The 17,127-nt window shown below is 26.5% G+C and carries 6 protein-coding genes; 4 read left to right on the top strand and 2 right to left on the bottom strand.

Annotated elements, in window-relative coordinates; translation table 11 throughout:
* The first annotated feature begins 140 nt into the window (after positions 1-140).
* Positions 141-1,019, top strand: a complete 879-nt coding sequence (locus GBZ86_RS05430; protein ID WP_152888515.1) for an MSCRAMM family protein — start codon at positions 141-143, stop codon at positions 1,017-1,019.
* Positions 1,020-1,091: 72 nt separating this feature from the next.
* Here GBZ86_RS05430 and GBZ86_RS05425 read toward each other — a convergent pair whose 3' ends face one another.
* Both GBZ86_RS05425 and GBZ86_RS05420 read right to left on the bottom strand, forming a co-directional pair.
* Entirely contained in the window at positions 1,092-3,185 is a 2,094-nt protein-coding gene (locus GBZ86_RS05425; protein WP_152888513.1) for a carboxypeptidase regulatory-like domain-containing protein, read from the bottom strand.
* A 221-nt stretch (positions 3,186-3,406) separates the two neighbouring features.
* The gene (locus tag GBZ86_RS05420) at positions 3,407-4,294 is read right to left on the bottom strand and encodes an MSCRAMM family protein (RefSeq protein ID WP_152888511.1); all 888 of its coding nucleotides are present in this window, start codon (positions 4,292-4,294) and stop codon (positions 3,407-3,409) included.
* A gap of 189 nt (positions 4,295-4,483) precedes the next feature.
* On the opposite strand from GBZ86_RS05420, the gene GBZ86_RS05415 reads away from it, so the two are divergent.
* The 3 genes from GBZ86_RS05415 to GBZ86_RS05405 all read left to right on the top strand — a co-directional run.
* Entirely contained in the window at positions 4,484-9,004 is a 4,521-nt protein-coding gene (locus GBZ86_RS05415; protein WP_152888509.1) for a glycoside hydrolase family 2 TIM barrel-domain containing protein, read from the top strand.
* Positions 9,005-9,277: 273 nt separating this feature from the next.
* Positions 9,278-14,200, top strand: coding sequence for a carboxypeptidase regulatory-like domain-containing protein (locus GBZ86_RS05410; RefSeq protein ID WP_152888507.1), 4,923 nt, complete (start codon positions 9,278-9,280; stop codon positions 14,198-14,200).
* A 277-nt stretch (positions 14,201-14,477) separates the two neighbouring features.
* On the top strand, positions 14,478-17,127 hold a 2,650-nt coding region (locus GBZ86_RS05405; RefSeq protein WP_152888506.1), incomplete at its 3' end, for a carboxypeptidase regulatory-like domain-containing protein.

Genomic DNA, 17,127 nt, shown 5'->3' with positions numbered 1-17,127 from the left:
ATATATATTATTCTTAACAATATAATCATGTTCTTAAAGTAAAAAAATATAAAGTTAATTAATTAAAATTAAATTCTTTAGAACTAAATTACTATATTTAGAGTAGTATATAGTAAAAAATTAAAAAAGGAGGGAATATAATGAAACTTAAATCAAATAATTTTTCATTAACTAAAATACCAGCTAAAGAAATTTTGAAGTTTTGGAGTGAAGCAATAGAATTAACAGCATCTAATTATAGATCAATTATTGTAGCTGGAGAGGTTGATGATTTAAATGGAAATCCTATAGAAAATGCTTTTGTACAAATAATGGATGAAGAAAATAATCCAGTATATCATGGTTTTACTAATGAAGAAGGGAAATATTTGTTAAATAATATTCCTATGAATTCAAAATATAATATATTAGTAAAAGCAAATAATAAAAAAATATATTATGGAAATAGTTTTGAAGGTATTTTAGATGAAGTAAAAATAATAAATTTTATATTAGAAGATGATATCACAAAAGAATATAGCATAATAGCGGGATCTATAATAGATGATGATAATATGGAAAATGTAATAAAAAGCGCTATTATAACTTTAAGTAAACTAGATGAAAATTATAATGAAAAACTAATAGATGTAACTTATACTAATGAAAATGGACAATATATATTTACAGATGTTATGGATGGAGAGTATATTATATCTGTAACTGCATCAGGATATTTGAATAAGATAGTAAATAAAAAAGTAGAAAATAAAATAAATAATGTAATTGAATATAAAATAAATTTGCAATTAGAAAAAGACATGAAGAAGGGATCTATTTCAGGTATTATAACTGACTATAATGATAATCCTTTAGGTAATACTAATGTAGTTTTATACAGTATAAATAAAGAAAATTCTTTAAAACCAATAGCTTTTACTAAAAGCAATGAAAAAGGAATGTACTTATTTACAAATATTCCAGAAGGCAATTATAAAATTATGTCTAAGCAAGATGAAATAATAAACATAGAAGAATAATTTATTTAACTAAAAAGACTATTACAAAACTAATAAAGAAAAATTAGTTTTGTGATAGTCTTTTATAATATATTAAGAATAAACTTTTATTAAATTTTCTCCAATATTTAGATTAAGTTTTATATGAATATAATTTAAATTAGAAGAATTTAAATTATAGATTTCATTTTTTTCAACATTATTAACTGAAATTTTTATACTATTATCTTTTAATGATTTATAAGAAAGCTTAAGATTATATAGTCCTGTTTTAGGTACATTAGCTTTAAAAGAAACAGAAGCTGGAATAACTCCGCCTAAACCAATTATAGAACCATTTTTTATAGTTGCATTGCCTGATAGAGTATATTGTGATGGTTCAATTATATTAGAATATTTGATTTTTGAAATTTTAATATTACTAATAGAAGGACCATAATTTATAGTATCTCCATGGAGTGTTATTATATTATATCCTTCATTTAATGAAATTGGTAAAGTAAATATAGATGTATTTATAAAGTCCCAATCAATTGTTTTTGGTACAGTATATATTGTACCTAAACCCTTACCATTAATTTCTATTTTTAAAGGTCTATCTTGATCTCCTGACAAATATTCTATAGCCAATAAGTAGGTATCAAAATATGGTGAATTAACCTTAAATGTTGCAGAACCATCACTAGGGCCTCCTATATTATCTATGAAATTTGTATTTTCATTTAATATTGCACTATTTAATAATAATCCTTCTTTAGCATCAATAAAACCTACATCTAATGTTTCAGTTATAATACATTGTCCCAAATTTGGAGAAAAGTTTATATTATCTCCATGAAAAGTTAAAGTATTTTTTCCTTTTAGTAAAAATAATGGTACTGTAACAGTAGAAACACTAGAAATTGACCAATCTTTAGTTTTAGGGAAATAATATATTGAATTGCTAGAAATTCCATTGATGTCAATTTTTAATGATCTTGTTTTATCTCCTGATAAATAAGAAATAGATAACATATAATTAGTGGTATTAGGAATATCTATAGAGATACTAGATTTACCATCAGTTGGACCACCTATATTTTTAGTAAATCCAGTGAATGAATCTATACTAGCTTTATTAGATAATAATCCATCAGCTATATTAAGAGATTTATAATATAAAGTTTCTTCTTCAGATAAGATGAAACTATCTATAAGTAAATTATCGTTTATATTAGGAGACAATGAAGGAGTTGAAGGATTACTGTTAAATGGAACATCAAAACTAGGTAAAGATTGTGTAGATGGAGATTGAGGTGGAGAAGTTATAGTTATTAATTGAGATTGTTTAGATTTAACGAGGAATGTTCCTTTTGGAACATTTATAAATGAATAAATACCATGAGAGTTTGCCGTAGTAAAGGCTATAGGAGTTAAATTGTTTTGTAAATCAATACTATATAGTATAACATCTGCATTTGGAATAAACTTATTATTTGAATCTAGAATAACACCAGATATTATACTGCTTGAACTAGTAGAATCATTTGATAAAGATATATTTAATATAGAAATTTTATTACTGGTTATAGTAATATCAGATTTTGATGGCATATATCCTAATGCAGAAGTTGTAATAGTGTATTCTCCAGGAGTTAGTTCACTAAATATAAAGGAACCAGAAGAGTCTGTATATGTTATTGATACTAAGTTTAATTTAGAGTTTACTAAATTATATAGTGAAATTACAGAACCAAAGATTGGTTGTGAAAAATCAATAGTTGTTAAAGTACCACTAATTGCTCCTAGTTTAGAGTTAGGATCATCTTGTAATATAAAATCTATTGTTTTACTTTCAACTAATGGAAGGGAGAAAGGTTCAGTTTCATTTATAAGCTTTCCAGTATATATAGCAGCTAAAATATAAAGATTACTTTTAGGAATATTGCTTAATAAATAATTTCCTTCAGAATCAGTAATAGTATGAGTTAAAGCTTTTAAGTTTTCATCCATTAACTTAACAACGGCATTTTCTAAAGGTAAATTTTCAGTGCTTTGAACTTTCCCAGAGATAGAAGCTCCTATATTAAAATCAGAACTTTTAGTATTTCGTTCAAGAGCTACATTTAATTCAATTTCTTCACCTTTTTCTGAAATAGTTAATGTTGAAGATTTTCCTAAAGAATATTTATCACTTTTTATTTTCATAGATAAATTTACTCCTTAAATATTAAATTATTTATATTGTATAATATTCCCAGAGTATAAAAATGTTCATATGGGTTTAGTATAATAATATGAATAAAAAAATAAAAATTATTACTTAAAATCCCTGTAAGATATATATAAACTTATTTATCTTACAGGGATTTTTTTATGAATTATAGTTATTTAAAATCTATAAATACCTTTTATTAAAGATTTTATAATTAAGAATTAGCAACAGTTATTAATTGAGATTGATTTGATTTCACTAAATATGTTCCTTGAGGTACATTAATAAAGGTATAAATACCAGATGAACTTGTGGAAGTAAAAGCTACAGGTATTAAGCCATTTTCTTCATCTACTTTATAAAGTAAAACATCTGCTCCCGCAATTTTTTTGTTGAATGTATCTGTGATTATTCCGGATACAATTCCATTAGATGAAAGTGGATCATTAGATAAAGAAACATTTACTGAAGATATTTTATTAGCACTTACTTTAATAATTTGTTTAGTAGGAATAAAGCCAAGTGAAGTAAAAGTTATATTATAATCTCCAGGAGAAACTTCACTAAAAATAAAGCTGCCAGTATTATCAGTATAAGTCATAGCAATTAAAGTTGGATTTTCATTAATTAAGCTATACAAGGAAACAATAGAACCAGCTAATGGTTCTGAAGAAATATTTTCTGTTAAACTTCCACTTATAGCTCCTAATATAATATTAGGGTCATTTATTAATGTAAAATCTATATTTTTACTTTCATTAGTATTAATAGTAAAACTTTCAGTTTCATTTAAAAGTTTTCCAGCAGCAATAGCCACTAAAGTATAGACTGTATTTCCTTGTATATTATTAATCATATAATTTCCTTGAGTATCGGTAACTGTATGTGAAATTGATTTTAAATCTTTATCCATTAATTTAATTACAGCACCTTCTAGGGGATTACCCTGAGAATCTATGATAGTTCCTGAAATAGATGCACCAATAGGAGGTTTAGCTACACTTAAATTAAGTTTAACGTCTAATCGAACATCTTCTCCTTTCCCTGAAATTGTAATATTATCTGATTGACCTAAACTATACTTATCCTGTTTTATTTGCATAAAGTATCCTCCATTAATAAATAATTTTATATGAATTATATTATTCCAAAAAGTGTATTTTGTGATTTTATTAAGTAATTAAAAATCAAAATAAGGTTATAAAGTGAAAATATATAAATTATAAATTAACAAATTAAATTAATATGAATATTATAATGTAAAATATAAAAGTTAAGGAGGAGATATTTTATGCTAATTAAGCGAGATAAATATAGCTTAGGAGAATCGACAATAACAAATGTTATTTCTGAACAAATGGAATTAAAATTGGATTTGAAAATTAGTTTAAATAATAAAGATATTCTTATTGGCGCAATGATTTATGGGAATGTTTTAGATTCAAATAATAAACCAGTTAAAAATGCAATAATTAAATTAATGGATGAAAAATTACAACCTTTAGTACATGTTTATACAGACTTAAATGGTAAATATATGATTGAAAATATTCCTAAAAGTTTAAGTTATAATATTATTGTTGTTGCAACAGGAAAATCAATAAGTAAAATGCATAATTTAAATATTTTAAATAATGAAATAAAAAATGTTAATTTTACTTTAGAAGATGATTTTAATAGTGTTTTAGGAATAATAAGTGGGAAAGTTTTGAAAAATGATAGTTTTAATACAACTATATCAGGAGCAGTAGTATTCTTATATAGGGATTCAAAGCTAATAGCTATAACTTATACAAATTCAGAGGGAGAATTTTTATTAGGAGAATTACAAGCAAGTACTTATGAAGTTTTAATATCAGCTTTAGGATATGTTTATTATAAAACAAAAATAGTACTAGAAAGTGGAAAAATTTCTGCTATAAAAGCTTACTTAGTAGATGATGGAATAGGAGCAAATGCTATTATTTCAGGAATAATTACAGATGATAATAATTTGGGAGTTTATACTGCAAACGTAATACTATATAAGGTAGATTTAGATAATAGTTTAGTACCAGTAGCATTTACAAGCACTAATACATCAGGTATTTATACATTTTTTAATGTACCTATTGGAAAATATATTGTAAAATCAAATAAATTTGAAATTTTGAGTTTAAATAATTCATCAATGTCAATGGCTCAAAGTAACACTTTACCAAATGCAACAAATTTTTCTTATGATTATAATTTAGTAAATGGAGTACTTTCTAATGGTGCGGTAATAAAAGATGTAGCAGGATATAAGGTAGTAGGGGGAATAGGTGGACCAAGTAACGGTGCTATTACTACAACGGTAAATGTATCTGTTGCAGGAAATTATAACTTAATAATACATTATATTGCGGTAGATATAACTAGAAAATTGAAGGTAGATGTTAATGGAAAAAGTATAGGTTCTGTTTATAATTTGGCACTAACTAATGGATGTACTATAGAATATGCTAAAAGATTTACTATTATAATAAATTTAAATAAGGGTGCTAATACTATTAAGTTTTATGGAGATGGAGAAAGTTATGGTCCAAATTTAAGTACAGCAACATTAGAATTAATTGCATCAGCTAATAATACAATACCTAGTTATACTATTCCGTCAAATACTGATATAATTTTAAATACAACTATACCAGTTTATAGGTATAATGCAGTTAATGGAAAACTAAGTAATGGTGCTAAACCAGATTCAGGAACAAATTTTGCTGGTTGGATAGGTGGTCCAAAAGATGGAGAAACAATCATAAATGTAGATGTTCCAGATGATGGTACTTATAATTTGGAAATAGAATATTTAGGAGCAGAAAATAATAGAAATCTTAAAATTGATATTAATGGAAGTAATACAGGTAAAATATATAATCCTATGCAAACAAATGGATGGAATTTAGAAGATTCAAAAATGTTTAATATATTTATAAAATTGATGAAAGGAAATAATATAATTAAATTTCATGGTGATGGAATAAATTATGGACCAAGTTTAGGCAAAATAAATTTAAGATTAATTTCAAAAAATAAAAATAATATTTATGATTTGTCAAAAGGTATATTAAATAATGGTGCTAAAATAAATGCTAACACTAATTTTGTAAGTTATATTGGAGGAATACAAAATGGATCTGTTACTTTAAATATAAATGTTTTAGAAAGTGGATTATATAATTGTAGGATACAATATTTATCCGCTGAAGATAATAGAACTTTAAAAGTAGATATTAATAATATAAGTATAGATAAAATTTATACAGTAGAAAAAACAAATTCTTGGAATATTTCTGATTGTAAAATTTTAAGTTTTAATATTAATTTAAACTTAGGCAATAATATAATAAAGTTTTATGGTGATGGAATAAATAATTCTCCGGAATTAAGATTAATTACTTTGGTTCCTGTAATTAAAGATAATTTACCAGAAATTGATATAGATATATCAGATGATTGGAAATTTAATCTAGGTAATATTCAAGGAAATGAAAAAGTTAATTTTGATGATTTTGCTTGGAGGGACATAGATATACCTCATGATTGGAGTATAGAATTAGATTTTAATAAAGATTCATTAGCAACTCATGAAGGTGGATATTTAGATGGAGGAATTGCATGGTATAGAAAAATTTTAATTTTAAATGAGAAAATAAAAAATAAAAAGGTTTTATTAAATTTTGAAGGCGTTTATATGGAAAGTAAAATCTATGTAAATGGAATAATTGCAGGAGAAAATGAAAATGGATTTTGCCCTTTTTCATTTGATATAACAGACAAATTAAATTTTAATGATAGCGTTAATATTATAGCAGTACAAGTTACTAATAAACAACCAAGTTGCAGATGGTATTCAGGTAGTGGAATTTATAGAAAAGTAAGTTTAACACTTTTAGACTACATTTATATAGAAAAATATGGAACATTAATTACCACACCAACTTTAGAAGAAGATTTAAAAAATAATAAAGCAGTTAATGTTAATATTAAACTTAATATTCAAAATGATAAAATGACTGAACAAGCTACTACAATAAAATTAAGTATATATTCACCAAATAACAGTTTGATAAAAAGTTATGAAAAGATAGAAAATATTACTGGAGGACTAAATAAAGTTAATTATGATTTTTATATAGAAAATCCAGTACTTTGGGATATATATTTAGGTAATGTATATAAAGTTATTATAGATATAATAGTTGATGGTATAGTATTAAATAAATATAAAACAAGATTTGGATTTAGATATTTTAATTTTGATGCCAATAAGGGATTTTCTTTAAATGGAAAATATACAAAAATAAAAGGTGTTTGTATGCATGATGATAGTGGTGCTTTAGGAGTAGCAGAAAACTATGATGCAACATTAAGACAAATAAGAAAATTAAAAAATATGGGTATTAATGCAATAAGAACTAGTCACAACCCAAGATCTCAAATGTTTATAGAATTATGTGAAGATGAAGGTATTTTAGTAAAGGAAGAAGCCTTCGATTGTTGGAAGTTATCTAAAAAAACTTATGATTATTCACGATTTTTTAGCAAATATGCAAAAAAAGTTTTACAAACTATGATAAATAAAGATAAGAATAGTCCAAGTGTAATAATTTGGTCTATAGGTAATGAAATTTATGATACAGATAAAAGTGAAGGGGTTAGTATAGCAAAAGATTTAATTTCCTGGGTAAAAGAAATAGATAATACAAGACCAGTAACTATAGGTGAAAATAAACCAACATCTAATTTTTCTAATAATGTTTGGAATTTATTGGATTTGGCAGGTTATAATTATGCTGAAAATTATTATGATTCTCATCATAATAAATATCCAAATAGAAAAATATTTGGCTCAGAAACATCATCAGCTGTAAGAAGTAGGGGAATATATCTTGATCCTAATAACTCTAATGTAATTGATTGGGATAACCTACAGGTTTCATCTTATGATAATTCAATAGTTTCTTGGGGAAGAAGTGCTGAAGATTCATTAAAGAAAGATCGTGATAGACAATTTGTAGCAGGTCAGTTTATATGGACAGGATTTGATTATATAGGAGAACCGACACCATTTTATAAGTCATATCCAGCTAAAAGTTCATATTTTGGAATTGTTGATACTGCCGGTTTTGAAAAGGATATATATTATTTATACCAAAGTCAATGGACTGATACGCCAATGGTTCATTTATTGCCTCATTGGAATTGGACAGAAGGAGAAAGCATAGAAGTTTGGGCATATTCAAATGTAGATACGGTAGAATTGTTTTTAAATGATAATTCTTTAGGAGAAAGGAAATTTGAAAATAAAACAACTAATTATGGAATGAATTATTTAGAAACAGCAAATGGTAAATTGCATTTAACTTGGACTGTGTTGTTTAAGCCTGGTACTCTTAGAGCTATAGCTAAGAAGAATGGAATTATAATAGCAGAAGATATAGTAATAACAGCTGGAACTCCGTATGGATTAAAATTAGTAGCAGATAAAAATAGTATAGTAGCCAATGGCAAATCATTAGTGTTTATTTCTGTATATATTATAGATTCTAAAGGAGTTATAGTTCCTACTGCAGATAATACTATAGATTTTGTAGTAAATGGTGGAACCTTAGTGGGAGTAGATAATGGAAATGCAATAAGTGTAGAGCGATATAAAGATATTAAAAGAAAAGCCTTTAATGGAAAAGCTTTAGCTATTATTAAATCTAATGAGTATTCTGGTAATATAACATTAACAGTATCTTCTCCAGGATTAAATTCACAAAGTATTTCAATAACAAAGAAATAAACTTTAATTATATAAGGTTTAATAAAGTTTCTACAATATAACACATAGTCTAGCTATTGTTTATGTAGGAACTTTATTTATATTATTAATAAAGTTTTTTATTGTTAAACTAACTTTTAATAAAGTAAGAAAATGTATTATTTAATATGGATATATTTTTTTGAAAAATTATTTATAATAGACATTCTATTTTATTGTTAAGCACAAAAAACAGTTAACAGAATATTATGATATAGAATAAATATTAAAATTTAATATGGGAGGATCTTATTTATGCAAATAAAACAGGAAAAATATAATTTAAGTCAATCCTCAATTATAAGAGTTACAGGAAGTATGCAAGATATAAAAACAGATGTTAATCTTATTCCAAAAATAACTCAACCTAATATTGGTTCTACAATTTCAGGTATAGTTACTGACATGCAAAATAATCCTATTAAAGGTGCTATAGTTAAACTTATGAGTAGTAATTTTGAGCCTTTAGCACATGCTGCAACTGATATGAATGGTAAATATTTAATTCCTATGATTCCAAATAGTATTATTTATAATATGGCAGCAACATTTCCGGGAAAATTATTAACACATATTGAACCATTTTCACTTTCGAGTGGACAAAGTACTGTTATTGATTTTAAGTTATATGATGATATTAATATAACTTTAGGAGCTATAAGTGGTAATATATTTGATTTAGTAGGAACAGATAAAAGACCTGTAGAGGGTGCTATAGTTTCTTTATATGGAATTATAAATAATAAAAAAACATTAATAGCAATAACCTATACTGATTCTTTAGGAGTATTTGCATTTAGTGAACTTTCAGTAGGACAATATATTATAGGAATATCAGCTCTTGGATATCTTTCAAGTGAAATGGTTGTTAATGTACAAAGTTCTAAAATATCTTATATAACCAATAAATTATCAGTAAATCCTGATACGAAAAATGGAGTTATATCAGGTAAAATTTTAGATGCAAATAAATTAGGAATACCAAATGCAGATGTTATTTTATATAAAGTAGAAAGCAATAATGAGCTTACACCAGTGGCATTTACTAAGACTAATTCAATAGGATTATATACATTTATTAATGTATTAGAGGGAACGTATCTTATCAAATCTAATAAGTCTGATTTAGTAAGTATAACTAGTCCTACTATTCCAAATAATACTTCTACACTGCCTTCAAAACCTCTTTCTAATTTACCTATATATTTTAATATGGCTAATGAAACTTTATTTAATGGAGCAAAATTAGATGCTGAAAACAATTTTGTAAGTGGTATAGGTGGCATAACAGATGGCTCAGTAACAGTAAATTTAATTACTGATAGTTGGGGAATATATGATCTAGCGGTAAAATATATAGGGGTTGATGAAAATATCCCCTTTAAATTAGAAGTTAATGGGGTAAGTACTGGTTCAATATATATTCCACCTAAGACTGATGGATTAGATATAAACAATGCTTTAACATTTTCATTGCCTATAAAATTAAATTATGGAGAAAATACAATAAAATTTCATGGAAATGGAAATGAGTATGGTCCAAGCTTTGGTGAAGGATCTGTAACTTTAATTAAGATGTTAACTACCTATAACTATCATGTTGTTGATGGAGATTTATCACAGGGAGCCCTAATAGATAATAAAGCTAATTTAGTTGTATTTATAGGTGGAGTTCAAGATGGAGCTTCAACAGTTGAAGTTAATATTCAACAGGCAGGAAGTTATATATTATCTGTAAATTATAGAAACAGTAATAGACCTATGAAAATAGATATTAATAAAATTAATACTGGCACAGTTTATTCAGTAACAGGTGAAAATATTGGAGTATTTAATACTGTTATTAAATTAAATGAAGGAGTTAATACAATTAAATTTTATGGAGATGGTGTCAATTTTGCACCAGATTTAGGGGCTTTTACTCTTGAAATGATAACAACTAGTCAAAGTATGGAAACAACTTTTGATTATGATATAGCTCAGGGAACATTAGAAAATGGTGCTATATTTGATAATGGAACAAATTTAGTAGGATATATTGGTGGAGTTTCTGATGGCTCATCAACTATATATGTTAATATGCCAAAATCATCAGAATATATGTTAGCTATTGATTATAGAAATAGCCAGCGCTATATGAAAATAGATATTAATGGTATTAATACAGGAACAACTTATTTTGTCACTGGTCCTAATACAGGCACATTTAATGTAATTGTAACACTTAATGAAGGAATTAATAATATTAAGTTTCATGGAGATGGAGCAAACTATGCACCAGATTTAGGTAAGATTACAATATTTAATAATTTTACAGTACCTACCACATCCACATTACCTAATTCTATAGTAAATACAGATGCGCCTGTAATTAATTTTGAGATTAAATCAGGAATAGTTGAAAAAGGAGCTAATTTTAATGAAGAATCAAACTATATGACTTATATAGGTGGTCCTAACAAGGGAGAAATTAGTGTTCCAGTTAATGTCTCCGATAGTGGAAGTTATACTTTAACAATAAAATATAGAAATAGTGACAGAATATTAAATATTGATATTAATGGAGAATATATAGATAGCTATCCTATATTAGGAGAGTATACAGGTACTTTTAGTACAGTTATTAATTTAAATTCTGGTAATAATACAATTAGATTTTATGGAATGGCAAATAACTATGCCCCAGATTTAGGAGATTTCACATTAATGCTAAATCCACCAATGACTTCATTAATTTTTTCACAAGATGCATATGAAGCTGCACAGGGGATTTTTTCAAATGGAGCTAGAGTAGATGATGGAATTAATTTTGCAGGTTGGCTTGGAGGCCCTAATGATGGTGCTGTAACTATTACTATAACTATTGAAGAAGAAGGCGATTATAATATAGCATTTAAATACATTGGAGCAGATATTAATAGACCTTTAAAAATTGATATAAATGGAGTAAACACAGGAACTATTTATACACCACCTATGACTACAGGATGGTTAGAAGAGGATGCAAAAACATTTTCTGTTTTAACTACTTTAAAATCAGGAGATAATACAATAATGTTCCATGGAAATGGGATAGACTATGCACCAAGTATAGGATTAGTTACAGTTACACAAGATATGCCAAACAATAATATAGTAACCTATAATGCAGCTAATGGAATTTTAGAAAATGGAGCTCAATTAGAAGGAGAGTTTAATTTTGCAGGTTGGGTAGGAGGACCTAATGATGGATCGGTAACAATAGTCGTTACTGCTGTAAAACAAGGATTATATAATTTTGATATACAATATATATCAGCAGAAGAAAGACCTATGAAAATAACTATTAATGAAAGCGATTTTGAAGAGATATATTATCCACCTGTATCTTCTTCATGGTTTGCTACTGGAGCAGCAGTATTTTCTTTAGTTCTTAATCTAAATGAAGGAGATAATACAATAAAATTTCATGGTAATGGTGTAGATTATGCACCTACATTAGGTTTAATTATAGTTAGTCCTTTAATAGCAGAATCTACATCAACTAAATTACCAGAAGGTAGTTATTATGCAGGTGAAGGTATTCTTTTAAATGGGGCTAAACTTGATGAGGGTACTAATTTTGCAGGTTGGATAGGAGGATTTACTGATGGTTCAACAATTATAAGTGTAAATGCAAAATTTAAAGGAGAATATAGTTTAATAATACAATATATAGCTGCTGATAAAGCTAGACCTTTAAAAATTGATATAAATGGAATTAATACTGGAGAGGTATATATGCCTCCTAAGACTAATGGGTGGAGCATTGATTCAGCTAAAATTTTCATAGTTCCTATTGATTTAGAAATAGGAGGTAATACAATAAAATTCCATGGAAATGGAATAGAATATGCTCCTAGTATAGGTATTGTTACAGTGGTTTTAGCATCTTTGGAATTTTCAGAAAAAAAACTATATAATGTAGCTTCGGGAACATTAGAAAATGGTGCAAAAATTTTAAATAATAATTTTGTAGGTTGGTTAGGTGGCTTTAGAGATGGATATAGTCTTGTTACAGTAAATGTCAGTAGTATAGGTGTATATGATATAGCATTTAAATATATAACATCAGAAATTAGATCAATAAAAATAGATGTAAATGGAAAAGCAGACAATAATGTATATACACCGCCTATTACTCCAATGTGGTATCTTTCTCAAAGTTTAACTTTTACTATTCCTGTTCTTCTTAATGCAGGAGATAACACACTTAAATTTCATGGTAATGGAACTCAGTATGCTCCAGATTTAGGAACTTTTACAGTTGGCTCAACTGCAATAAAAACGACTTTAAATTATAATACTGCTTCTGGAATATTGGAAAATGGAGCACTAGTTGATTCAAATAAATTTGTATCTTCTTTAGGAGGAGAGAATAATGGCGCTGCTACAGTAGCAATAAATATTTCTAAAGAAGGTATATATAATTTATTCATCAAGTATATTTCTCCAGAAAAGGATAGAACTTTTAAAGTAGATATTAATGGAATAAACACAGGTACAATTTATGAACCACCAATGACTTTAGGTACAACTATATATGAATCTAAAATTTTTAGTTTTGAGATAAGTTTAAATTTAGGAGCTAATATTATAAAATTTTATGGAGATGGAAAAAATTATGCTCCAAATTTAGGTCCTTTTAGTCTTAGATTTATTTCAGATTTAACAGCACCTACAACAATACCAACTAGCACAGTTCCAACGAGTACAATACCAACTAGTACAGTTCCAACGAACACAATACCAACTAGCACAGTTCCAACGAGTACACTTCCAGCAGGAAATTATAATACTGCTTTAGGAGTTTTAAGTAATGGAGCAAAAGTAGATTCTAAAACAGGTTTTGTTAGTAATTTAGGAGGAGTAACAGATGAATCAGTTACAGTAAATGTAACTGTAGACAAGGATGCTTCATATAAAGTGACTGTTCAATATCTATCAGGAGATACAGATAGACCTTTGTTGTATGATGTAAATGGTGTAAATAGTGGATTAGTTTATATTTTTCCTAATACTAGAAATTGGGAGATTTCTTCAGCATTAACTATGACTATTACAGTTGGACTAAATAAAGGAGATAATAAAATTAAATTTCATGGAGATGGTACTGACCTAGCACCTTATTTAGGTATCATTAAAATTTCTTCAGTATAGAATTTTTAATAAAGATTAAAGGGCTGTTGCATTAAATAATTAGTGCACAGTCCTTTTTTTATAGTATATTCAATAAAGAAATTTATTTAATACTATAATTATTATATTAGTTATTAACTTTAATTTAAACTAAATCACAAAATAAAAGTAATAGAATACAATAATAGAGAATAAATAAGAAAAATTATGGATTATAAGATTGTAAAAACATATAAAATAAAAGTTTTAAGAGTTTTATAATTAATTTAAATATTGGTAAACAGGGGGGGGCTTATGCATGCAAATAAAACGTGAGAAGTACAATTTAGGACAATCAACAATAGTAAAAATTACAGAATCAGAATTAGATTTAAAATTAGATGTAAAGCTAACTAATAATACTAGTAAAACTAATATTGGAGCGAAAATATCTGGTGTTGTAAAAGATTTAAATAACACACCTATAGCTGGTGCGATAGTTAAATTAATGAGTAGTGATTTTAAACCATTAACTCATGTTACTACTGATAATAAAGGAATATATTTTATAAATATAATATCTTATAGTTCAAGTTATAATATAGAAGTAACTTTTCCAGGAAAATTAGTAGCACAAGCTTCTACTTTTTCTCTTTTAAGTGGAGAAAATAAAAATATAAATTTTATAATGTATAATGATCCTAATGCTAATCTAGGAGTAATAAGTGGAGAATTATACGATAATATTAACTCTAAAGCCATAGCTGGTGCTGTTATATTTTTGTACAATATTAATGACGGAAATAAGTTAATAGCAATAACTTATACAGATAATACTGGAGCATTTATATTTACTGAATTACCTATTAGTAATTATAGTATTAGACTTTCAGCTTTGGGATATATTCCATTACAAGTATTAACAAATGTACAAAGTGGACATATAACAATGTTAAAAAAATTTTTAAATATTAATCCTAATGCATCAAATGGAATTGTTTCTGGTATAGTAACCAATGATTTTAATAATCCAGTAATTAAGGCAGATGTTATTTTATATAGTGTTGATAAAAATAATATGCTTACACCTGTAGCATTTAATACAACAAATTCGTTAGGTATTTATACATTTATTAATGTGCCAATAGGAAATTACATTGTTAAATCAAATCAATCACAATTAGTAGATTTAAATTCTACCAGTACTATACCTAGTAATACTTTAAGGACAACAAATCCATTAACAAATACAATGTTTAATTTTTTAGGTGACTCTAATAATTTAAAAGTAACTATAGGATTTGATACAAATAATAAAAAACTTATTGTTAATTCAACGGATGAAATAGTAAATATAAATTGGGGAAATACATTATATTTTAATATTATCTTATATGATAACAATAGTGTTAAAATGAAAGAAGTTTCAATTAATGGAAATGAAAATTCATATAAGGTATATTCTATTTTAAATGGATTAAACTTTGATTATGGATATTACTTTAAAATTGTACACAAAGAATCAGAACTTAAATTAAATCTTTTAGGATCTGTAATAAATGGATCTTCAAGTTTATCATTAGGTTTTGGAAATATTGATTTAAATAAGGTGTATTTTTATATAACTCCTTTAGGAATTCAATATTCTAATAGATTAATACCTATATCAAACATACAAATGCAAATACCTACTACTACAAATTTAGCACAAGGGTTAATTCAAAATGGAGCTAAGGTAATTTCAACAGGAGCAGTAACTAATATAGGTGGAGTATTAAATGGATCAGTAATTATAAATTATATTGCACAAAATACAGGAAGATATTCTTTAAGTATTACAGTATTAGGGGCTAATAAGCCTTTAGCAATAGATATTAATGGAATAAATACTGGTATTAATTATAATATTAATAATTTTAATGTAGCATCTATTAATTTTAATACTACAGTTGTTACTGTAACTATTCCTTTAAATAAAGGAAATAATACAATTAAATTTCATGGAGATGGAAAAAATATTGGTCCAGATTTATTTACAGTAAATTTTAAACCAATTTTATTAACTTTACCAAAAGGAACTTATAATTTAGCTGATGGTTTTTTAACAGGCGGAGCAAAGCTAAATATAGATGGAAATAAGGTAATTTATATAGGTGGACCTAGTGATGGGACATCAACAATAAATGTTAATGTAGAATCTACTGCTAAATATAACATAGGAATAAATTATTATAATGGGGGAAGAGAATTTGAGCTAGAAATAAATAATATTAGTACAGGTACTATTTATAAAACCCCTTCTTTAGCTAATGGATTATTTACTTTACCACAACCTATAAATTTAAATATGGGTAATAATATTATTAAATTTAAGGGAAATAGAATTAGTTATGCACCTGAATTGGGTGAATTTTCAGTAGGTTTAATTTCAGGAATAGTGAATCCACCAACAGTGCCAACAGGAAGTAATCCAGTTTATAAGTATAATGCAGCAGAGGGAATGCTTTCTAATGGAGCTTTAATAGAGGATGCTGGAGGAGTAAATGTGGCAGGATGGATAGGAGGACCAAGTGATGGTGCAACTACCTTAACTGTAAATGTAGCAGCTGCAGGAAAGTATAATTTAGCAGTGAAGTATATAGGGGCAGATGCTAATAGAAACTTAAAGATAGATATAAATGGAACAAACACAGGAGAAGTTTACACTCCAACACCAACTAATGGATGGTCCATAGGAGATGCTAAGACCTTTACTGTGGCAGTAAATTTAAATAGTGGAATAAACACTATTAAGTTCCATGGAGATGGAATAAACTATGGTCCAAGTCTTGGAGAAGTAACTTTAACCTTAGTATCCGGCACAGTAACACCACCAACAGAACCAGTGAATCCACCAACAGTGCCAACAGGAAGTAATCTAGTTTATAAGTATAATGCAGCAGAGGGAATGCTTTCTAATGGAGCTTTAA

The sequence above is a fragment of the Clostridium tarantellae genome, assembly GCF_009295725.1.
Lineage (GTDB): Bacteria > Bacillota > Clostridia > Clostridiales > Clostridiaceae > Sarcina > Sarcina tarantellae.
Note: the sequence above shows the minus strand (reverse complement) of the source record. Positions and strands in the feature narration are given on the sequence as shown.

Bases quoted from the DNA above. Each gene is read 5' to 3' on its own strand.
- GBZ86_RS05415 (WP_152888509.1), top strand. From the start codon at position 4,484: ATGCTAATTAAGCGAGATAAATATAGCTTAGGAGAATCGACAATAACA.
- GBZ86_RS05410 (WP_152888507.1), top strand. From the start codon at position 9,278: ATGCAAATAAAACAGGAAAAATATAATTTAAGTCAATCCTCAATTATA.
- GBZ86_RS05425 (WP_152888513.1), bottom strand. From the start codon at position 3,185: ATGAAAATAAAAAGTGATAAATATTCTTTAGGAAAATCTTCAACATTA.
- GBZ86_RS05430 (WP_152888515.1), top strand. From the start codon at position 141: ATGAAACTTAAATCAAATAATTTTTCATTAACTAAAATACCAGCTAAA.
- GBZ86_RS05420 (WP_152888511.1), bottom strand. From the start codon at position 4,294: ATGCAAATAAAACAGGATAAGTATAGTTTAGGTCAATCAGATAATATT.